The 20736-nt window shown below is 38.8% G+C and carries 17 protein-coding genes and 2 pseudogenes; 5 read left to right on the forward strand and 14 right to left on the reverse strand.

Annotation, left to right across the window (positions count from 1 at the left end):
- Positions 1-4: 4 nt before the first annotated feature.
- Genes QLG01_RS07110 through QLG01_RS07125 form a run of 4 tightly spaced genes read right to left on the reverse strand, consistent with a single transcriptional unit; the run spans position 5 to position 4593 of the window.
- Positions 5-493: a hypothetical protein gene (locus QLG01_RS07110; RefSeq protein WP_282496111.1), complete on the reverse strand. Its 489-nt coding sequence runs from the start codon at positions 491-493 to the stop codon at positions 5-7.
- Positions 494-498: 5 nt separating this feature from the next.
- A complete protein-coding gene (locus QLG01_RS07115; protein WP_238612742.1) occupies positions 499-942 on the reverse strand; it encodes a hypothetical protein in 444 nt (147 codons plus the stop codon).
- Entirely contained in the window at positions 939-1829 is an 891-nt protein-coding gene (locus QLG01_RS07120; protein WP_217487710.1) for a hypothetical protein, read from the reverse strand. Before QLG01_RS07120 ends, QLG01_RS07115 begins: the two co-directional genes overlap by 4 nt.
- Entirely contained in the window at positions 1819-4593 is a 2775-nt protein-coding gene (locus QLG01_RS07125; RefSeq protein ID WP_282496112.1) for a type VI secretion system Vgr family protein, read from the reverse strand. The genes QLG01_RS07120 and QLG01_RS07125 overlap by 11 nt, the downstream gene beginning before the upstream one ends.
- A 262-nt stretch (positions 4594-4855) precedes the next feature.
- On the opposite strand from QLG01_RS07125, the gene QLG01_RS07130 reads away from it, so the two are divergent.
- Positions 4856-5548, forward strand: a complete 693-nt coding sequence (locus QLG01_RS07130; protein ID WP_282496113.1) for a tetratricopeptide repeat protein — start codon at positions 4856-4858, stop codon at positions 5546-5548.
- 121 nt (positions 5549-5669) lie between these two features.
- Here QLG01_RS07130 and QLG01_RS07135 read toward each other — a convergent pair whose 3' ends face one another.
- Entirely contained in the window at positions 5670-6899 is a 1230-nt protein-coding gene (locus QLG01_RS07135; protein WP_282496114.1) for a beta-ketoacyl synthase N-terminal-like domain-containing protein, read from the reverse strand.
- Between the two features lie 681 nt (positions 6900-7580).
- Between QLG01_RS07135 and QLG01_RS07140 the strand changes: the two genes are divergently transcribed.
- Both QLG01_RS07140 and QLG01_RS07145 read left to right on the forward strand, forming a co-directional pair.
- Positions 7581-7739, forward strand: coding sequence for a hypothetical protein (locus QLG01_RS07140; protein ID WP_282496115.1), 159 nt, complete (start codon positions 7581-7583; stop codon positions 7737-7739).
- 207 nt (positions 7740-7946) lie between these two features.
- On the forward strand, positions 7947-8288 hold the full coding sequence (locus QLG01_RS07145) for a hypothetical protein (RefSeq protein ID WP_282496116.1): 342 nt from the start codon (positions 7947-7949) through the stop codon (positions 8286-8288).
- A gap of 243 nt (positions 8289-8531) precedes the next feature.
- On the opposite strand, the pseudogene QLG01_RS07150 reads toward QLG01_RS07145, so the two are convergent.
- The 9 genes and pseudogenes from QLG01_RS07150 to QLG01_RS07190 form a co-directional block, all read right to left on the reverse strand.
- Positions 8532-9033 (reverse strand): annotated as a pseudogene (locus tag QLG01_RS07150) (NUDIX domain-containing protein).
- A 266-nt stretch (positions 9034-9299) separates the two neighbouring features.
- Positions 9300-9875 (reverse strand): DUF4126 domain-containing protein, encoded by a 576-nt coding sequence (locus QLG01_RS07155; RefSeq protein ID WP_144735310.1) that lies wholly within the window; start codon positions 9873-9875, stop codon positions 9300-9302.
- A gap of 122 nt (positions 9876-9997) precedes the next feature.
- The gene (locus tag QLG01_RS07160) at positions 9998-10132 is read right to left on the reverse strand and encodes a zinc ribbon-containing protein (RefSeq protein ID WP_004640417.1); all 135 of its coding nucleotides are present in this window, start codon (positions 10130-10132) and stop codon (positions 9998-10000) included.
- 326 nt (positions 10133-10458) lie between these two features.
- Positions 10459-12543, reverse strand: coding sequence for a DEAD/DEAH box helicase (locus tag QLG01_RS07165; protein WP_282496118.1), 2085 nt, complete (start codon positions 12541-12543; stop codon positions 10459-10461).
- Positions 12543-13466 carry a DUF1837 domain-containing protein gene (locus QLG01_RS07170; protein ID WP_282496119.1) on the reverse strand — a complete coding sequence of 308 codons (924 nt, stop codon included), beginning with the start codon at positions 13464-13466 and terminating at the stop codon, positions 12543-12545. The genes QLG01_RS07165 and QLG01_RS07170 overlap by 1 nt, the downstream gene beginning before the upstream one ends.
- A gap of 76 nt (positions 13467-13542) precedes the next feature.
- On the reverse strand, positions 13543-16149 hold the full coding sequence (acnD, locus tag QLG01_RS07175) for a Fe/S-dependent 2-methylisocitrate dehydratase AcnD (protein ID WP_282496120.1): 2607 nt from the start codon (positions 16147-16149) through the stop codon (positions 13543-13545).
- A complete protein-coding gene (prpC, locus tag QLG01_RS07180) occupies positions 16149-17306 on the reverse strand; it encodes a 2-methylcitrate synthase (RefSeq protein WP_282496121.1) in 1158 nt (385 codons plus the stop codon). The genes acnD and prpC overlap by 1 nt, the downstream gene beginning before the upstream one ends.
- Before the next feature lie 66 nt (positions 17307-17372).
- Positions 17373-18257, reverse strand: coding sequence for a methylisocitrate lyase (gene prpB, locus QLG01_RS07185; RefSeq protein ID WP_282496122.1), 885 nt, complete (start codon positions 18255-18257; stop codon positions 17373-17375).
- A complete protein-coding gene (locus QLG01_RS07190; RefSeq protein ID WP_001153627.1) occupies positions 18250-18960 on the reverse strand; it encodes a GntR family transcriptional regulator in 711 nt (236 codons plus the stop codon). The genes prpB and QLG01_RS07190 overlap by 8 nt, the downstream gene beginning before the upstream one ends.
- Before the next feature lie 45 nt (positions 18961-19005).
- Between QLG01_RS07190 and QLG01_RS07195 the strand changes: the two are divergent.
- Together QLG01_RS07195 and QLG01_RS07200 are read left to right on the forward strand one after the other, a co-directional pair.
- Positions 19006-19140, forward strand: a pseudogene (locus QLG01_RS07195) (hypothetical protein).
- Between the two features lie 335 nt (positions 19141-19475).
- Positions 19476-20690, forward strand: a complete 1215-nt coding sequence (locus tag QLG01_RS07200) for an amino acid aminotransferase (protein ID WP_013199242.1) — start codon at positions 19476-19478, stop codon at positions 20688-20690.
- Positions 20691-20736 lie beyond the last annotated feature (46 nt).

Below are 20736 nucleotides of genomic sequence, written 5' to 3' on the forward strand. Positions count from 1 at the left end.
AACTCTATTGGAAATTGGATTTTCTTATAGCTTCTTTTGATATTAAAATATTATCTGCCACAACTTTACTGCTTTGTAATAAGCCACCAAAGACTACTCTACACGAAATATTGTTAGTTAATAATTTTTCCAATTGGTTCTTAGCGATACATACATTCATTGATTCATCTTCGCAAACTTTGAAGTATCCAGACAAAGTATGTTTTCCATTCTTTAACTTTTCTCCTTCGACTGAGATAGCACCTACAATAAGATAATTTTTAATATTATCGCACTTAAAATGTGAATATTTATAACTCCCGTTTTGATAAACACTCTTTAAATCATCAGTTGTTTCTAAATTAAATTTAAAAACATCACCACTCATACCATCCATATGAGAATAAGTTAAATTCTTAAGGGCCATATCCTTAAAATTTTCTTTCTCATTTTTGGCTAAAGGATTACAACCTGACAATAAAAGGCTGAGCACAATTAACAAATATTTATACATCCATTTTATTCAAAATTAGCATTCGTCAACTTTGCTTTATTTGATTGATAAGCATCATTTGAGTAATTTTTTCTTAATTCAACTCTGCATTCAGTATCAATTTTTGCTTTTTTAATATCGACTGAACAATCATCATTTTTACATATTTCGACATGTGCCATATATCTATATAATTGATTATTAATTTCTTCTGAATCTAAGTCTAATCCACCTCTTACCATAAACTGATTTTCCAAACAATTTAGCTTAGAAATAGGAAATGCATTTTTTTCAGAAATTTCTTTTAAAGAAGAAGAGCTTGTAACAAAACCTTGGTATGTTTTTTCTCCACTATACATAGATTGGAAATATTTAAATTTTCCAAAATTAATATCGGTAGATTGAGAGTCTATGTTTTTAGAAGTACAACCAAATAATAAAAATATACATATACATGATAAAAATTTCATTTTACTTGAACCTTTTTTAATTCGGCTTGCAATATTTGCTCTGGTGATTTAGATATACTAGGTATTGTTTCACGCATCATTTTGCTAAACCAGGCATGACTAAATTTAGTTTCATGAAATGTATTGCTGTGTTCTTTTGGATAACTATCCCATTGCCCTCCAGCATCAGCAATTACATCATCTGTTGTATAACTAGTAGGGCTAGGATTATATCCTTTCCATTTGGGTTTATAGCCCTCCCATTGCACCGTATTCTTTAGATCGGTGACAACATTATTATTTGGTTTACAAAAAATATTTATCCAATTATCTGCAACAGGTCGTGGTGCTAGTAAATAAATTTGTGCTCTTACTGCTGGAGTAGCTAATATATTTGGAGTTGCTTTTGATAATAAAACTCCAACAGGGTCAATAGTAATTAATAAATTGACTGGTACCCCTGCTTTGTGTAGTTCTGCAACTAAACCTGATGAATTCCAACCACCTAGACTATGACCTATAATATTAATTTGAGTTTGTGGATTCTTTGTATAAACATCAAGAATATCTTTAAAAGCATTTCTTTTACCTGAGGCTGCAGGAGCAGCTACTTTTCTATTATTATAAGCCTCTTCATAGCCATAATATTGTTTTAAATTTTTTGCATTCCCCGTATTAAAGTTCTTTGCATAATTTCCAACAATTTCTGTAGGCCCTAAAGAATCTCCCACGCCTGGTGGTTTAACATCTCCATATATAAAAGGATATTTATCAGCAGCCCCGCCAACAAAGGCGGTAAAACTTTGGGTATAAACTTTAAGTTGAACTGGTACAACTGCTGGCACAGGATTAACCGTTCCCATTGTTGTCTTAACCAAATTAGCATAAGCCTGTACTTCAGTGCCCATCGTTTATCACCACATGTATTTTATATTGCTTATTCGGCTCTTCTGTTTCTAACTTGACCAAGCCTGTTCTATCTAACTTACCGCGCTCAATTTCTTTATCATGTTCATCAAAAATAATATATTCCGTGCCTGGTTTCAGTTTATTTCCTTGTTTATCCATTACATCAAACCATACACCATATTTTTGTTTTCCTTGTTCAGGTAAATACGGTAATGAACTATTCACACTCCCGCCTCCCATAAACTTATGCTGCCCAGCTTTCACCTCAAACTTACCGCTTGTGGTCATAAAAATACCCGAACCGGTAATTTTGACCTGAGAGCCACCTGCGGTGAGCACAATTTCTTTGGCTGCTGTCGCTTCAATTTTGTCTTCTGCTGAAATAATCTGAACAGCTTTACGGGCAATTAAATCCGCTCCATCGCCTTGTGCTTGTATCTCGACTTTGCCTTTGCCTGCATACAGTCTTGCCCCTTCTTGAGCCGCAAAAAGGCTAATTTTATTTTGGGCATGCGCGATTAAATTCTTTTGGGTAGACAAATTAATGCTGTCTCCAGCAGTTTGGTTTATCTGGCCATCTGCGCTTAAGTGAATGTCTTCGTTACTGCTCAGCGCGATGCTATTTGGGCTCGCCAACAACATAATCGCCTCTTTAAAGGTTTTGGCTTTTGCGTTGTCTTGCTGCTCAAGTTTTTCAATAAAAGATTTTAGGTTTTCTAAATGTTCTAATGGGTCAGTTTGCTGATTTTTGGCTACTTCGCTGAGTGCCTTGGCATTGTTGAGGCCACCGTCGATTTGTTGTTTAGCCTCATTTGCATCTAGGTGTACGCCTTGGGCTTGGTCCTGTTTATGGGTACTAACGAGTAAACCACTGCCAGCTCGAACTGCGCCCCATTGGTCTGTTCTGAGTTCAAACCCTTCACCACGGCCATCACTTTCCGCTTTGTCTTTTGGATGGCTTAAGTTACCCAAGTTGAGCTGGCTTGCTGCATGGCTACTTTGTAGCTGGGCACTGATTTGTCCTGTGGTGTCATCAAAACGGAGTTGGTTAAAGCCTTTGCCGTCGACTTCTTCGGAGCGGATGCCGCTGAGCTTTTTAGTGTCGGGTAGTTGGCCTTTTTGGTCGAATTGCGTTGGGTGACGTTCAGCTTCATGAATACGGCCCACCACAAATGGGCGGTCAATGTTCCCGTCAAAGAAATCGATGACAACAATCTCACCCACGCGAGGTAAGAAACGTGCGCCATAACCTGCACCTGCCCACGGGGTGAGTACATCGACCCAAGCCGAGTCGGTGTCATTGTCGTTACTTCCTGCTCCACCGTCATGACTATGGTCGTCAGTTCGGGTAAACAAGAAACGGACTTTAATACGTCCCCACTGATCGACATGAATGCTTTCGCCCTCTAACCCAACCACTTTAGCGCGCTGCGGGTAAGCGGCTGGTCGGTGTTCTAGCGGGCTATATTCAGGCACAGCTTTAATGTTGCGTCGAACAACGTTCAGTTCAGCAAAGTGGCGCTGCTCAGGGTTTTGGTTGTCGATTTCGGCTGCGTTGAGCTTGTCTTTTGGTAATAGTCGCTCAAGTTGCTGTTGTAATTCTTTCGGTAAATTATTCTGGTTATAGTAATGCTTGCTTAAGATCAAGAATTCTTTATCAGCACTGTCATGTTGATCGAGTTCTGGATGGTCATTGAGTTCAAACCAGTAACCCACCTGTGCATCACGAACGTTACCTGAAACGGTAAATTGTTTAGAACTCAGGTGATAGTAAGCATTGATGTGCTGGTTAAGCTGTTCAATCTGGCTATTACCAGAAGCGGTGGCTTGGTCTTCACCGTTTAAGTCCTGCATCCAAGCTGGGCTAACGTGCCATGCATCTTCAAGGTTTAGGCTGGCATTGTCATAGTGTTCGCTGTGCTGCTGCTTACCTTGTACGCTACCGCTGCCTTCTTCTTGTTGTAGGGCATCAGCTTGCCAGCGTTGCACATGAACCGAGGTTGGTTGTAAGCGGCGCTCAGCTTTAACTTGGGTAATGGTGTCGAACTGTTCTGTAGCACTGCTACGTTGGTAACGTAAGTTACGGCGTTCAAGCGCCTGATAATTTTGGTTATCGTCAATTAAACGTAACACTTGTGGTTGAATGGATGCATTCGGGTCAGCGACAAAAAGCTGTGATTCATCAACCAGCCAGTTAATGCCTTCGCTACGCCATAAACGGGTTAAAAAGTCATAATCGCTTTCATTTGACTGCATCACAAATGGACGCACATCGTAGTCTTTCGTTAAGCCAGATGTATCGAGCGTTAAGCTTGAGGCAAATAGCGGGCTTTTCCCCTGCCATTCTTTAAACAGAATTTCGCTAATATCGCGCACGCTTTTGTTCATAAACACGCGACTATTACGGCGTTTATGCCAGAGTGCAGTTGGGTCTTTTAAGGTTAAATTATAAATGGTGAGTGAGCCATCACTTTGCCCTTGGCTCGCTTCGGTAATAATGCCTGTGGTTCTAAAGAACTGGCCAGTGTCCGTCACCTGATCAACGGCAACCTGACAGCCAATAAATTGTTTTAATGCAATATGCGCGTTCGTCGACAGACACAGTAATTCAGCAACGCTGCCTTGGTTGAGGGTATGCTCGCCTTCAATACGTTGTAAGAAGACTTGCTGATTTAAAGACTGATTTGAGAATTGGATATGAACAGCGCGATTTTGTGAAACAAGGCCTAAACGCTCCAATATACTCGACACACTCATCTGCATTTTTATTATCAATCAAACTTATATTTAGGCCGCATTTTAATTAAAAAAAGACTAATCTGTCTATCTATACTCATTTTCAAAATGTAACTAGTCTAAATATGCGGTTTTACGTTAACTTGTTATTAAATGGGTATTTAATTCGTAAAATTTACTCATTTTAAAGTGCTATAAATCACCCAAAGATATTTAATATTTTTCTTTTATATTCAAATAGATATTAAAGAAAAATAAATATTAAAATTAATAAAATTCAGGATGAGATATGAAAATAAAAAAGTCTGATTTTTATATATTTACAGTGATTTTCTCACTTCATTCTTCAGCATTTGCTGAACCGAGTGTGGCCGATATTCAATATCGTGCAGAACAAGGGCAAGCTGTCGCTCAATATCATTTGGGCATGATGCTTTTAAGCGGCGAACAAGGCGTTGTTAAAAATTATGAACAAGCGTTTAAATGGCTAACTGCGGCTGACCAAAATGGAAGCGTGGGGGCAAAATATAGTTTAGGAATGCTGTATTACACAGGTACGGGCGTCGAAAAAGATCCCAAGCGCGCTTTTGATTATTTCACTAAGGCTGCGGCCAAGGGTCATGCTAAAGCACAATATAACTTAGGGGTGTTATATGACAGAGGTGAAGGAACTGCGCAAGATTATAGAAAGGCGTTTGAATGGTTCAGTCGTGCTGCCAACCAAGGCTACCCACCCGCAGAATATAATTTAGCTCAGCTATATAAAAAAGGTCACGGCGTCGCTCAAAGCGATGAGCAAGCGCTTAAGTGGTACACCAAAGCGGCTGAGCACAATGAAAGCGATGCTCAGTACAACTTGGCTCAAATGTATTTAAACGGTGAAGGCACGCCGAAAAACCTCCAATTGGCAAAGAAATGGTTTCAGCAAGCTGCCGATGCAGGCGATATAGATGCCAAAGAAATGCTTAAAAGTTTAGAATAAATAGCATCTTATTTTTTAGATGACTGGACTTAAAAAAATAATAAATTTCTATTACTTATAAAACATCATGTATGACCTATTTTATTGTTTTTATAAGGCCCACATTCATTTCGATTTTAAATTACCCTTCCCATTTTCTAAAAACGAGACAGGTATTTACCCCACCAAAACCAAAGCTATTACTCATAACTGTTTTTAGTTCGGTTTCTCTGCTCGTTTGAACAATATCAAAACTTTTAGCTTCTTCTCGCAGTTCGGTAATATTAATACTCGGCGCAATAAAGTTATTTTGCAGCATTAAAATAGAATAAATGGCTTCGTGTACGCCTGCTGCCCCCAAACTATGTCCAGTCATCGACTTGGTCGAACTGAGTGGCGGTACTTTTTCGCTACCAAAAGCCCTTTCTATGGCCAATAGTTCGGGAATGTCTCCTGCTGGCGTGGATGTGCCATGCGTATTGATATAGTCAATCGTTTCAGAGCCATTTTGCTTGGCTTCTGCGAGTGCTAGCTTAATACAGCGAGTCGCGCCTTCGCCACTTGGGGCTACCATGTCGACACCATCACTATTGGCAGCGTACCCAACCACTTCTGCCAAAATTTTTGCTCCGCGCTTTTGGGCATGACTTAAAGATTCCAAAATCACCATGCCACCGCCGCCAGCGATCACAAAGCCATCGTTATCTACTGAATATGGGCGTGAAGCCGTTTCTGGTGCATCGTTATATTTAGAGCATAAAGCCCCCATCGCATCGAATATTGCTGTTTGGGACCAATGGTCTTCTTCACCGCCACCCGTCAGCATTAAGTTTTGTTTACCAGCGGCAATAAGGTGAAATGCATAGCCAATTGCGTCGGCTGAAGTAGCGCAGGCACTTGCAATGGATTGAGATATACCTTTTAGGTTGAAAGCATTTGCTAAGTTAGAACTCACCGTATTTGTAAGATAGCGTGATGCTAAATCAGGTGATACTCCGCTTGCGCCTTTTTCTTTTAAGGTATGCAGCATGTCAATAATTGAAGCCGTCGAGCTGCCCCCTGTTCCTCCAATCACGCCATATTTTGAGTTGTTGGCAATATCACTCACATCAAGTTCGGCATGTTGTAGCGCATCGACCGCCGAGTTGTATGCATACATGGCACAAACACCCATATGTTTTTTTAATTCTGGATCAATATTTTCAAAATCCATTTCGGCTGTGCCGCTGACGTGACTCCGAAAATTCAATTTTGCATAGACATCGTTATAGCGAATGCCTGAGCGACCTGCTTTTAAAGACTCGGTTACTTTCTCTAATGTATTTCCAATACAAGAATTGATTCCCATACCTGTTATTACAACACGTTCCATTTTTATCTCTGTAAAAATAATAAAAATAGATCTTAACAATCAGGTTCTATTTTGGAACTGGCAAAATATTTCTATATTTATTATTTTTTCTAATCAAATATAAATAAAATTTTAATAATAATTTTATTATTTTAATAAATATATTTAGATTTATTATTAAATCAAGAATATTTTAAATATTAAATTGACGTAATTAAAATCACCGATTATTATTTCGTTGCTGGCCACATTGCCAGTCGGTTTTGACAGACCGTTGATCCACGGCGGGTTATAGTACAATCTATAAGTCGTTAGACCCTTGCGTCCCCTTTTCTTTGCGGTAGGACGGATGGGGGACGCCCCGTGCGTGCTGGTTCCATGGATCCCAGTCTGTCAACCCCCTTTCGTTCTACCACCATAAATTAATTCGCGGTAATCTGGTGGTAGGACTCCATAATTTTAAGGAGTTGACCATGACACTTTTCAAACTTATTCCATCTCCAATTTAATCATTTTATTTATTTAAAATTCGGGTTTTCTATTGCCTTTTTTTAAATTTATAAATTATTTTTATTTTAAAGTTTTAATTATTCTATTTCCCTACATGCATGGGAGGATTAATTATTATCTAAAAATTATTTTAAGATTTAAATCTATTATATTTTTATTCTACTCATAGATATAAATCTTTATGAGAATAATATGACAATTTATAAACCTATTTTGGCTTTAAGTTTTGTTCTAGGTAGCTATGATTTTTTCAGTTTGCAAAGTCCTGTTCTCCCACAGGAATTTGCCCCTACTTTTTTAGCGTCATGCAGCGGTGTGACAAAAGTAGTCTTGGCTACGCATTTGGCTTAGCTCTTTATCTCTGTGCCGCAATGGTTTATTACTTTAAATCAGCGCAAAAGATTAAAGTCTGTTGTGGCACAGGGGCCTAAAGAAGAATATTTTTAAGAAATTTGAACTCTTATAGTTTAGATATTTCTATACTCAACTCTTTTTTAACGATAAAGTCATGTTTAATAAGTAGTATTTTTTACGATTAATATCATAGAGCTAATAAAAATGAGTTTTTATACAGAACTACAAGTCCGTTATACAGATTTTGACACGATTGATTTCTCTACTGAAAAGCAAAAGATCCTAGAAATATTAACGGAGGATTCAATCCACGAAGATGTTTATGGTGATTTAGTAGATGCTTTTTCTGATGGTCAGGCATCCTTTAATGTCGATCCCGTTTATTGCTTACAACTCATAGAAAAAATTACCGCTCTATTTCCAAATGCAAATTTTGAATGTCGAGGGTTAGGAGAAGAGTATTTCTATACATGGATTCTTTGTGTTGAAAATGGGCAGATCATTTTTAGCAGCAAGCCTTGGGAAACTGAAAATCCGTTTATATAAGAATAACCCTACCCATTCTTGTACGTTTTAGCCTACAAGCTTTTAGGGATTTTGCGGATTGGCGACTTCCTGCTTTTTTCCTATGATGAGTTCATACAGGAACAGGATGTTCCGGAACACAAAACAACAATAATAGGTTCATGCATCAGGACGTGAGATACGACAGGAGTCATATCTAGCAACCAAATACGAAAAAGCTCGACAGGATGTCGGGCTTTTTTTATGTCTGAATATTAGGAAATTTTAGGGGTTAAAAATCTCAGGTAGACTCTCTGCAAGAATTTTAGGAATGTTGTTTGGATAAACAATCTCGTCAGTTTGACTTAGTTCATCAAATGTCCACCAACGGCTTTTACTAATCACAAGCTTTTCTTGTTCAGTCCAGTTTGCTGTATTCAATTCTTCATTTTTAATAAAAACAATAAAGAGTCTTTCTTCAGAAATCACAATTTCCGCACTCGGCAACATCATTTCAAAATTGCGTGTTGCAACATGAGTGCCTACATTTTGTCGTACTACGCCCAACTCTTCATAAAGCTCTCGGTAAGCTGCTTGCTCGAAGGTTTCCCCTTCTTCAAGCCCTCCACCGACAGTTGCCCAATATGATTGTCCAGCCAAAGCATCATTTGTATGGGTAAATTTAAATAACAAAATTTGATGACTTTCATTCAGAACTAATAGTCTTGAAGATTTTCTAATACGCATTTGATTTTTTTCTTAAAGTAACAAGGTGGCTATTATTCATATTCATTTTGAAAAGTTAAATTATTTCTGAATGTACGTTTTAACCTACAAACTTTTAGGGATTTTGCGGATTGGCGACATCCTGCTTGTTTACTATTATGAGCTCATACAGGAACAGGATGTTCCAGAACATAAAACAACAATAATAGGTTCAAGCACCAGGAGCGTGAGATACGACAGGAGTCATATCTAGTACCCAAATACGAAAAAGCCCAACAGGATGTTGGGCTTTTTTTATGGTCATTTAAAAATGATGTTTGCGCTCACCTATAACGGACTATGTGCTTGTTCTTGCTTTTTATGGCGTATCCAACGTATTGCCCAAATAACAGCAATAACCACCACAATCGCAACCAGCGCAGGAACTAACAAAGCTGAAACCGAAAGCAAGATTGCTCCAATCCACTCCCCTGTAGCGACAACAAAATTTCCTAAGCCACCCGTAGTTGCAGTTGAAACACCACGTGCAGCAACGGTACTCATTTGCACCACACCTGCCGTACCACCGCCCACAATAATCGCTGCTGCCCAACCTGCGAACTGTGACATTTCACCACTACTCACAGCCATAGTCGTTAACGTACCCGCAATCATTGCCGCAGGAGTCGCGACCGTATCTAAAGCATTATCGACCCACGGAATATAATACGCTGCAACTTCACACACCGTTGCTACAGCTAGAGCCAAGCAAACCGATGGCATAGCCAACCACTCAAAACCTTTTGATGGCTCAAACCACCCCATCATTGTTGCAATGCTCATGACCAACAACGGCACAAACACGCGAAAACCGCAGGCAGCGCTCAACCCCACGCCAATACATAAACCTAAGATAGTTTCCATAACGGTTTCCTTTTTCGTGCCCATCGCGGGTCTTGTTATGTAAGTCTTATTTTAAACTAACAAAAAGCCCCATCGGGTGACAGGGCTTTTTGTTAAATGCGAACGCAAATATTATTTTATTCTTAACGTTTAAACTCAGTGCAATAGCATTTAGTGCATGGTGGTAAACGATCTGTATTAATTTCTAAAAACACTCTCTGGCCACATTGAGCGCAGAAATAGAAGCCTGTTCCGGGTTTTTCGCCAGCTGTTACCATGATTGCATTCCTATAATCGTATAGATATTAAACAGGAATATAACCCAGTTAGAGTGATTGTCAATTGTCCATTTCGACCGATGATGATGGCATAAATGCAAAAAATGTTATTTGTACGATTTATCTTACAAACTTTTAGGGATTTAGCGGATTGGCGACTCCCTGCTTTTTTCCTATGATGAGTTCATACAGGAACAGGATGTTCCGGAACACAAAACAACAATAATAGGTTCATGCATCAGGACGTGAGATACGACAGGAGTCATATCTAGCAACCAAATACGAAAAAGCCCGACAGGATGTCGGGCTTTTTTTATGTTTTATCTTTATCCGCCAATACCTTTATAAAAAATACCAATCACATATTTATCAAAAGTGTCTAAATCATTCACTTGTTGTAACAGATTATCAAAACCAATTTCTAGGAAAGAATTTATGACATCATTTACTTCCATTTCATTATTTTCTAAATCAATTAATCGTGAAAGATGGATCTTTCTTGAAATAAAACGAGGAAGACCAAATTCTTCTAAATAAAACACGTTTTTAGGTAGAAATGAATGAGATATTTTTTCAATAAATGCATTGATATTTATAGGCTTATAATAAATTCTCTTGTTATAAATTATTTCAAAAGATTTGAGAAAGTTTGCAAGATTATGAGATATTAAACGCTCAATCTTAAAAAAATCATCTATATTAAGATCAAAATCCTCTAATTCAGTAATAATTTCAGGTATTTCTTTTATCCAGTTATTTCTAATGACTAAAAGAACTTTAATAATATCTGAATATTTCGCACCCAAACTTGTTGGCTTTATTGAATAAAAGATATTATTTAATTGACTCTCCCAATATTTATATTCTGCATTTAGTAAATTTACGTTCGTAAACTTTGAAGGATTAGACAGAACAGCATAAGCTATTCTCTGTAAATTAGATGATTCAGAAGCATCTAACTCCTGAATATTCTTTAATTCAGAATATTTTACCCCTAGAAGATCAGCCATTTTATTTTTGAAATTAATAATCCGACTTAACTCATCTGAGCTTAATTCATTCGCAAACTCATCCTCATCCAATAATAATGAAGCTTCTTCTTGAAGTTCTAGATCAAGTACTACTGCTTCTTCTTCAGGTGGCCTTTCTAGAAGAAATGCTTCTCCCACAAAGTACTTGAACATTCTTCCAGTTCTACCCATTATATTCCGATAAGTGAAAAAACTAAGCATAGAATTACTAATTCTATTACTCCAAAGTATTATATTTTTCGTACAAGTATTTACCCCTTCAATAATAGAAGAAGTCGAAACTATTATATTTAGTGGCATTTCGCTTTCATATATACTCAACTGAATTTGAGTTAATGATCTATGTAAATTACTATTATAAGTAGCAACTCCTTTTTCAACAATAAAGCTTAAATACCATGTACTAGAATAATTTTTCCTAATCCAATTAGCAAAATCTTTTAAAAAGATATTATTTTTATCCTTCTCTTTTCCAAGTAATATTGTACATACTTCATTTAAAGAGACATGAGAATTCACATAAATTAATGTTTTTCCATTAGTCTTATTTAAGATATCAATAAAAGCATCAAATTTACTATAATTTTCATTTATTTTTTCATATGTTTTCTCTATATTTAATGCTACAGTATTACAATCAAAACTTATAAACTCTATACCTTTAGTAAATATATTTTCAGTAAGCTCACTAATATTTGGAGCTAAATAATATCTTTGTTTAGCAATTTTTTGAAACTCAAGCATTGCTCTTTGCAAACTAATACTTCTGGTATCTTTTTCTTTTTTACTTGCCTTATAAAATTCATCAATGACAAGCAAATCAATTTCTGCAATTTTACCCTGATAATTTAATGCTCTTTCCTGTGGAAGAATTAAAATATTTTTTTCGGCTAGTAAAATATCACTTGTAGTAATAATTTTATAATCATCTTTAAATTTATTTTGTAACCTTCTTCTAATTTCATCAGCCAAAGCAATTGTTGGAACTATTATCATTATATTTTTTGGTTTTATTAAATTAATATAAGCATCAATAATAAAACTTTTACCAAAGCTTGTTGGAGCACTTACTGCTAAGTTTTTTCCCTCTAACAATCCAGACAATAGCTTTGATTGCTCTCTATGAAGAACAACTTCCTTATCTCCAATATTTACAGTAAAAGATTCCAATAAAAAATTTTCTTGCCAATTTGCAGTAGCTCTATCCATATAAGGATAAAGTCCAACTTTTCTTATTAAATCATTTAATGGAAGACGTATATAACTTATTTCATCTTCATTAAGACTATCAATTAATCGAATTATTTTTTCTCTTGCTGCATTCTCCTTACCCTCTATTAATAAGTTATTTATTATATGTAATTTTTCAAAACTGCTCATTAATCTAATGCCTCATCTTTATAAAATTCAACAGCTTTTACGAATTTTTTGATAATTTGTTCTTTATTAGGAACTGGAAACAAAATTAAATGAAATTTTATATTATCATATAAGTGTAAATCTTTTAATTTATTATACTGTTTATAAAAATAAGAGTTGATTTTATCACTATACATTTCTTTAATTTTATTACAGTACTCTTCGTTATAAATAGTAGTATTATTTGTTATTTCACATTCATGCAAAACCATTATTGGCACATTTATTAATGGCTTTATATTATCAATACTGCTTCTAGGGGATAGATCTTTTCTTATTTTTTCAACAATATTTTCATTTAATCCCAAATATTGAAGATCACTTAACCCTAAAATTATAGAGTTTTCTTTTTTCAATTTATCTGTTTGCAATGCATTATATAATGAATTAGTAATTTGATAGAAATTATTATCATTTAAGCTATTAAAGAATTTTGCTTCACCAAACCAAAGACTATAATCATCTCCATCAACCACTAGATGAACACTATCGGCTCCTTTGGCATTATCTTGACTATTTTGTTTATAATAAATTTTGGGTACAACAGGTAATGCTTTATAATAATTTTTCATTATTGCGTAAAGCATAATTTCCGCTATTTCACTTCCGCGACCTATTTCATCACTTTCATTTGCAAATCTTAAGCTTTTTGCTGCAGCAACCAGTTTTTGATGACTTTTATCAAATAATGCCTGTCGCTCTTGATAGTTTAGTGCTGTATCCGCAATATTATCCCATATAAAACTACTAAATTTGCTAGTTCTCCATTTCCCGCCTTCAAAATCATTTAAAAAAGATATCACTTTTTTATTTTCTATAACCGTAATTTTGTCATTTTTACATATGTTTTTAAAATCATCTGAAATTAATATATCAAAATCCATATAACTTTCCAAAAAAATACCCCATTTTTAAAATAGGGTATTTTTCAAACAATATCAATAATGTTTAACTAAAGTATCAAGCCACTTGGCCTTCTAAAAAGTCTTGCGCAAAACGTTGTAATACACCGCCCGCTTCATATACAGAAACTTCTTCTTCTGTATCTAAACGGCAAGTCACAGGCACTTCAAGAATCTCTTCTTTACCATCTGCTGTGGCACGTTCAATCACTAAAGTTAAAGTCGAACGCGGCGCGATATTACCAATTACGCTATAAAGCTCTGTACCATCTAGTTTTAAAGTCTTGCGGTTTACACCCGGTTTAAACTCAAGTGGTAACACGCCCATACCCACCAAGTTAGTACGGTGAATACGCTCAAAACCTTCTGCCACAATCGCTTCAACACCTGCAAGGCGTACACCTTTCGCAGCCCAGTCACGGCTTGAACCCTGACCGTAGTCAGCACCCGCGATAATGATTAACGGTTGCTTACGGTTCATGTAGGTTTCAATCGCTTCCCACATACGCATCACTTCGCCTTCTGGCTCCACACGCGCTTTTGAACCTTGCTTAATGGTACCGTCTGAACGAACTACCATTTCGTTATAGAGTTTCGGGTTAGCAAATGTTGCACGCTGTGCAGTCAAATGGTCACCACGGTGCGTTGCATATGAGTTGAAGTCTTCTTCTGGTAAGCCCATTTTATGAAGATATTCACCCGCAGCCGAGTCCATCAAAATCGCGTTTGAAGGCGACAAGTGGTCGGTAGTGATGTTATCACCCAAAATCGCAAGCGGACGCATGTTCGCTAAAGTACGTGGTGCAGCCAACGCCCCTTCCCAATATGGTGGACGGCGGATGTAAGTACTTTGTGGACGCCAGTCATAAAGCGGACTTTCAGCTTCTTCCGTTACACCTAAGTCAAACATTGGAATGTAGACTTTACGGAACTGTTCAGGCTTCACAGCTTCTTTAACTAAGGCATCAATTTCAGCATCAGATGGCCAAATGTCTTTCAGGTAAATCGGGTTACCTTCTTTGTCATGACCTAACGCATCTTTTTCGATGTCAAAACGAATCGTACCCGCAATTGCATACGCCACCACAAGCGGTGGAGATGCCAAGAACGCTTGTTTTGCATATGGATGAATACGGCCATCGAAGTTACGGTTACCGGAGAGTACTGCTGTTGCGTACAAATCACGGTCAATAATTTCTTGCTGAATGACTGGATCTAACGCGCCTGACATACCATTACAGGTCGTACAAGCGTAAGCCACAATACCAAAACCAAGTTGCTCTAAGTCTTTTAGAACACCTGCTTCTTCAAGGTAAAGTGCAGCCGCTTTTGAACCCGGTGCAAATGATGATTTCACCCAAGGTTTACGAACTAAACCTAGCTCATTTGCCTTACGTGCCAACAAACCTGCCGCCACGGTGTTACGTGGGTTAGAAGTATTGGTACATGAAGTAATTGCGGCAATAATGATTGCACCATCTGGCATTAAGCCATCAGAACGGTTTTCAACAACACCTGCAATGCCTTTTTCTTTAAGGTCCGCAGTTGAAACACGGGCATGTGGGTTTGATGGGCCAGCAATATTACGGGTTACTTTTGATAGGTCAAAACGAAGTACGCGTGGGTACTCTGCTTTGGTCATGTCAGAAGCCCAAAGGCCGATTTCTTTTGCGTACTGTTCAACCAACGCCACTTGAGCATCTTCACGGCCTGTTAAGCGTAAGTAGTCAATCGTGTTTTGGTCGATGTAGAACATCGCAGCCGTAGCGCCATATTCTGGAGTCATGTTCGAAATAGTTGCACGGTCGCCCACAGACATGCTGTCAGCACCTTCACCAAAGAACTCAAGGTAAGCACCAACCACGCGCTCTTTACGCAAGAACTCAGTCAGAGCAAGTACGATATCTGTTGCTGTAATGCCTGCCTGACGCTGACCTACAAACTCAACACCAATAATGTCTGGTAGACGCATCCAAGATGCACGGCCTAACATTACGTTTTCAGCTTCTAAGCCACCAACACCCACAGAAATTACGCCTAAAGCGTCTGTATGTGGTGTGTGTGAGTCTGTACCTACGCATGTGTCTGGGAATGCTACGCCATCACGCGCCTGAATAACCGGAGACATTTTCTCTAGGTTAATCTGGTGCATAATGCCGTTCCCCGCAGGGATCACATCGACATTTTTAAATGCTGTTTTAGTCCACTCAATAAAGTGGAAACGGTCTTCGTTACGGCGGTCTTCAACAGCACGGTTTTTTGCAAAAGCGTCTGGGTCAGCACCACCGTATTCCACCGCTAAAGAGTGGTCGACAATGAGCTGTGTTGGCACAACTGGGTTAACTTTAGATGGATCACCGCCTTTGTCAGCAATCGCATCACGCAAACCTGCAAGGTCAACCAATGCAGTTTGACCCAAGATGTCATGACACACCACGCGCGCAGGATACCAAGGAAAGTCCAAGTCCTGACGGCGTTCAATCAACTGCGTTAAATAAGCAGTTAAGTTCTCGGCATCGGCACGGCGTACCAATTGCTCTGCGAGTACTTTAGAGGTGTAAGGCAGTTTTTCGTATGCGCCTGGCTGAATATCTTCAACGGCTTGACGCACGTCGTAATATTCAAGCTGGGTACCTGCCAGCGGTTTACGGTATTTTGTGTTCATTAACCACGCTCCGCCAATGGTTTAAATTCGAGATTTTCAGGGCCTGTGTAGTTCGCGCTTGGACGAATGATTTTGCCGTCTTGGCGTTGTTCGATCACGTGCGCTGACCAACCTGCTGTACGTGCAATCACGAATAACGGTGTAAACATGGCAGTTGGTACACCCATTAAGTGATAGCTCACCGCACTGAACCAGTCGAGGTTCGGGAACATGTTTTTCACTTCTTTCATCACTGCTTCTAAACGCTCAGCGATGAGGTACATTTTGGTATTCTCTTGTGCTTGTGCCAAGTCGTGCGCCACTTTCTTGATCACTTCGTTACGTGGGTCAGAAACTGTATAGACAGGGTGACCAAAGCCAATTACGACTTCTTTCTTCTCAACACGGCTACGGATATCTGCTTCTGCTTCGTCTGCATTGTCGTAACGTTGTTGAATGACGAATGCAACTTCGTTTGCACCACCGTGTTTAGGTCCACGAAGTGCACCAATACCGCCTGTAATTGCCGAGTACATATCTGAGCCTGTACCCGCAACTACACGTGATGTAAATGTAGAAGCATTGAACTCATGCTCAGCATACAAAATAAGAGATGTATGCATTGCTTGAATCCATTCTTCAGATGGTTTTTCGCCATGAAGTAAATGTAAGAAATGCGCTGCAATTGAGTCGTCATCTGTTTCAACTTCAATACGACGACCGTTGTTGCTGAAGTGGTACCAATAAAGCAACATTGAACCTAGGCTTGCCATTAATTTATCAGCAATGTCTTTTGCGCCAGCTTCATTGTGGTCTTCATGTTCTGGAGTTAAACAACCAAGCACTGAAACACCTGTACGCATCACATCCATTGGGTGTGCAGACGGCGGTAATTGTTCAAGTGCTGTTTTAAGTGCTGCCGGTAAGCCACGAAGTGCTTTTAATTTTGCTTTATAGGCTTTGAGTTCAGCTTTGTTTGGTAATTTGCCATGTACGAGCAAGTGAGCAACTTCTTCAAACTGGCTACCTGCTGCAAGGTCAAGAATGTCATAGCCACGATAGTGCAAGTCGTTACCGCTACGTCCTACGGTACAAAGTGCTGTGTTGCCTGCAACTTGTCCGCTAAGTGCAACTGATTTTTTTGGTTTGAAGCCTGTTGTTGTTTCATTTGAGCTCATAAGATTGTCCTTTCCTATCTATTTAAATTATTTGGGAAACACGGCATATGTACCGTGTTTTACTTCTTATTTCTTTTTAGCAAATGCGTTGTCTAAGTAGTCTTCAAACGCATAGTAGTTGATGCGTTCATATAACTCTTTACGCGTTTGCATAATATCAACCACGTTCTTTTGCGTACCTTCTTTACGCAAGGTTTCATACACAGTTTCGGCTGCTTTGTTCATGGCACGGAAAGCAGAAAGTGGGTAAAGCGCAAGGCTTACGTCAGCAGATGCTAACTCGTCAGTGGTAAACAGTGGCGTAGAACCAAACTCTGTGATGTTTGCCAAAATTGGTGCGCCTGTCTTTTGAGCAAATTGCTTGTACATATCAAGCTCGGTAATTGCTTCAGGGAACAACATGTCTGCACCCGCTTCAATGTAGGCACCTGCACGGTCAATTGCAGCTTGTAAGCCATCTACAGCCAATGCATCGGTACGTGCCATAATCACGAAGCTGTCATCACCACGCGCATCAACCGCAGCTTTAATACGGTCAACCATTTCTTCTTGAGTCACAATGGCTTTGTTCGGACGGTGACCACAACGTTTTGCACCCACTTGGTCTTCAATGTGCATTGCCGCAGCACCAAACTTGATGAGCGCTTTTGTAGTACGCGCAATGTTAAATGCAGAAGCACCAAAACCAGTGTCAGCATCGACCAATAATGGAAGATCACATACATCGGTAATACGGCGTACATCGGTCAACACATCATCAAGGTTACTAATTCCCAAATCAGGTAAGCCTAAAGAACCAGCGGCCACACCACCACCTGATAAGTAAATCGCTTTATAACCTGCACGTTTTGCCAAAAGTGCATGATTGGCGTTAATGGTTCCAACCACTTGTAATGGCTTTTCTTGGGCTACTGCATCGCGAAATAGCTGACCTGCGGATTGTTTAGCCATTGTTATGTTCTCCTTGTGCTTGTAGCAGTGTTTGCTCAATAATTTTGTAAGAAGCATTGATATGTCGATGCATGAGCAGCTCGGCAAGTTCACCATCGCCTTCTGCAATTGCATCTAAAATACGGATATGTTCGTCCCAAGCTTTGCTCGGTCGATCGGGTGTGTTTGAAAACTGAATTCGGTACATACGGATGAGGTGATAAAGCTCATCACACAGCATTTTTTCTAGGGTTTTATTGCCACTACTTTTGATAATGCAGTAGTGAAAATCGTCCTGCCCTTCTTGCAAGTAATATCCTTTACCTGCTTTAAAGTTTTCATCTTCGGCATGCATACGCAAAACATCACGTAGTGCCAAGATTTGCTTTTTATCAATATGCTGTGCCGCAAGTTTGCAGGCCAAACCCTCTAAAGACGCACGAATCTGGTAAAGCTCTTTAAACTGTTGCAGTGAAAGCGAAACCACGCGCGCGCCCACATGTGCAGTTCGCTCAACCAAACGTTGCCCTTCAAGGCGATGAATCGCTTCACGCAATGGCCCACGACTAATGCCATAAGTGCGCGCCAGTTCAGGCTCAGAAATTTTGCTACCTGCCGGAATTTGACCCAAAACAATCGCCGTCTGTATTTGTTTAAATACATTCTCGGTCAGTGTTCTTCCCTGACTTTGTAATGGCTCTGGTGCGAAGGTCAAATCTTGCATATTGTCGACAATTTTTAATCAATTATGAGTTTTATAGCGGTATGAATGAAAAAAATCAAGGTGATTGTTGACACTTTATAGAACGCATCAGGTCAATTTTTATCGTTTGACCTGTCGTTTCACCTTATATTTAAACCATTAAACCAACTGCAATTTAATATCTATAAAACAATAATTTAGCTTCAATTTATCTATAGTTTTATGACTCTTTCTTAGTTACTTTTTAGTCATTAAACTTTTGTTTCAAACTTTAGTCTACAACCAATGTATTACAGCAAGATTGTAGACAATCTGCTTGAATGAAAGCATGAGTTATAAATTAGTATCTATTTACCGTAATTTCTTTTAAATCTTTTTATCATTTTCATCCAGAAAATATCGATATTAGTGAAATTATCAGGTGCTTCACGGTAGCTTTATTGATACATTATTGAACATCGACATAGTTGTGGCGTATTTTTCGAGACAGAAAAAACCGAGCACTATGCATATTGTTGAATGAAAGGACTTTTTTGATGTTTCAACATATCCCCCCATACGCAGGCGACCCAATTTTATCTTTAATGGAACAGTTCAACGCTGATACTCGTTCTGGAAAAGTAAACTTGAGTATTGGTCTTTATTATAACGAAGACAGTATTGTTCCTCAGTTAGAGACCATTATTGAAGCGCAAAAGCGTATCGAGCCTAAAAACGGTAAAACCAAACTTTATTTGCCAATGGAAGGCTTCAAACCTTACCGTGAAGCAATTCAAGCACTTTTATTTGGTGCAAACAGCCCAGCAGTTAAAGCTGGACGTGCTGTAACCATCCAAACACTTGGTGGTTCAGGTGCATTGAAAGTTGGTGCAGATTTCTTAAAAACTTATTTCCCAAATTCAGACGTTTGGGTAAGCCAACCAACTTGGGATAACCACGTTGCGATTTTCAATGGCGCTGGCATCAAAACTCATTTCTACCCATATTTTGACAACGAAACGCGTGGTGTAGATTTTGACGGTATGCTTTCTACACTTAAAACTTTGCCTGAGCAAAGCATTGTGTTGTTGCACCCATGCTGCCATAACCCAACGGGTGCTGACTTAAACCCAGCGCAATGGGACCAAGTAATTGCAGTATTAAAAGACCGTAACCTTATTCCATTCCTAGATATCGCCTACCAAGGTTTTGGTGACGGTATGGAAGAAGATGCGTATGCAATCCGTGCTTTAGACCAAGCGGGTCTAAACTTCATTGTGAGCAACTCGTTCTCTAAAATCTTCTCTTTATATGGCGAGCGTGTTGGCGGCTTAACTTTCGTATGTGACGATGCAGAAGCTGCTCAGTGCACATTCGGTCAGTTAAAAGCGACTGTACGCCGTATTTACTCTAGCCCTCCTACTACAGGCGCTTGGTTAGTTGATGAAGTGTTAAATGACGCTGAACTTAACCAACAATGGCAAGGCGAAGTAAAAGAGATGCGCGAGCGTATTATTAAAATGCGTAGCATCTTGAAAGACGAACTCACTAAAGCACTACCAGACCGTGACTTTAGCTACCTTGTAAACCAAAAAGGTATGTTCAGTTACACAGGTTTAACTGCTGAGCAAGTTGATATCTTGCGTGAAGAATATGCAATCTACTTAGTACGTAGTGGCCGTATTTGTGTAGCAGGTTTAAACATGAACAATGTTTACACTGTTGCTAAAGCAGTTGCAGAAGTGCTTGCTAAATCAACAGAAGCGGCATAATACATCTATTAAAAAAGGCGCTTCGGCGCCTTTTTTTATGTCTCGA

The organism is Acinetobacter sp. V89_4 (genome assembly GCF_029967875.1).
GTDB lineage: Bacteria > Pseudomonadota > Gammaproteobacteria > Pseudomonadales > Moraxellaceae > Acinetobacter > Acinetobacter oleivorans.

Bases quoted from the DNA above. Each gene is read 5' to 3' on its own strand.
- QLG01_RS07170 (WP_282496119.1), bottom strand. From the start codon at position 13,466: ATGGATTTTGATATATTAATTTCAGATGATTTTAAAAACATATGTAAA.
- QLG01_RS07200 (WP_013199242.1), top strand. From the start codon at position 19,476: ATGTTTCAACATATCCCCCCATACGCAGGCGACCCAATTTTATCTTTA.
- QLG01_RS07130 (WP_282496113.1), top strand. From the start codon at position 4,856: ATGAAAATAAAAAAGTCTGATTTTTATATATTTACAGTGATTTTCTCA.
- QLG01_RS07145 (WP_282496116.1), top strand. From the start codon at position 7,947: ATGAGTTTTTATACAGAACTACAAGTCCGTTATACAGATTTTGACACG.
- QLG01_RS07115 (WP_238612742.1), bottom strand. From the start codon at position 942: ATGAAATTTTTATCATGTATATGTATATTTTTATTATTTGGTTGTACT.
- QLG01_RS07110 (WP_282496111.1), bottom strand. From the start codon at position 493: ATGTATAAATATTTGTTAATTGTGCTCAGCCTTTTATTGTCAGGTTGT.
- QLG01_RS07140 (WP_282496115.1), top strand. From the start codon at position 7,581: ATGACAATTTATAAACCTATTTTGGCTTTAAGTTTTGTTCTAGGTAGC.
- QLG01_RS07190 (WP_001153627.1), bottom strand. From the start codon at position 18,960: ATGCAAGATTTGACCTTCGCACCAGAGCCATTACAAAGTCAGGGAAGA.
- acnD (WP_282496120.1), bottom strand. From the start codon at position 16,149: ATGAACACAAAATACCGTAAACCGCTGGCAGGTACCCAGCTTGAATAT.
- QLG01_RS07120 (WP_217487710.1), bottom strand. From the start codon at position 1,829: ATGGGCACTGAAGTACAGGCTTATGCTAATTTGGTTAAGACAACAATG.
- QLG01_RS07160 (WP_004640417.1), bottom strand. From the start codon at position 10,132: ATGGTAACAGCTGGCGAAAAACCCGGAACAGGCTTCTATTTCTGCGCT.
- prpB (WP_282496122.1), bottom strand. From the start codon at position 18,257: ATGGCTAAACAATCCGCAGGTCAGCTATTTCGCGATGCAGTAGCCCAA.
- QLG01_RS07155 (WP_144735310.1), bottom strand. From the start codon at position 9,875: ATGGAAACTATCTTAGGTTTATGTATTGGCGTGGGGTTGAGCGCTGCC.
- prpC (WP_282496121.1), bottom strand. From the start codon at position 17,306: ATGAGCTCAAATGAAACAACAACAGGCTTCAAACCAAAAAAATCAGTT.
- QLG01_RS07135 (WP_282496114.1), bottom strand. From the start codon at position 6,899: ATGGAACGTGTTGTAATAACAGGTATGGGAATCAATTCTTGTATTGGA.
- QLG01_RS07165 (WP_282496118.1), bottom strand. From the start codon at position 12,543: ATGAGCAGTTTTGAAAAATTACATATAATAAATAACTTATTAATAGAG.
- QLG01_RS07125 (WP_282496112.1), bottom strand. From the start codon at position 4,593: ATGCAGATGAGTGTGTCGAGTATATTGGAGCGTTTAGGCCTTGTTTCA.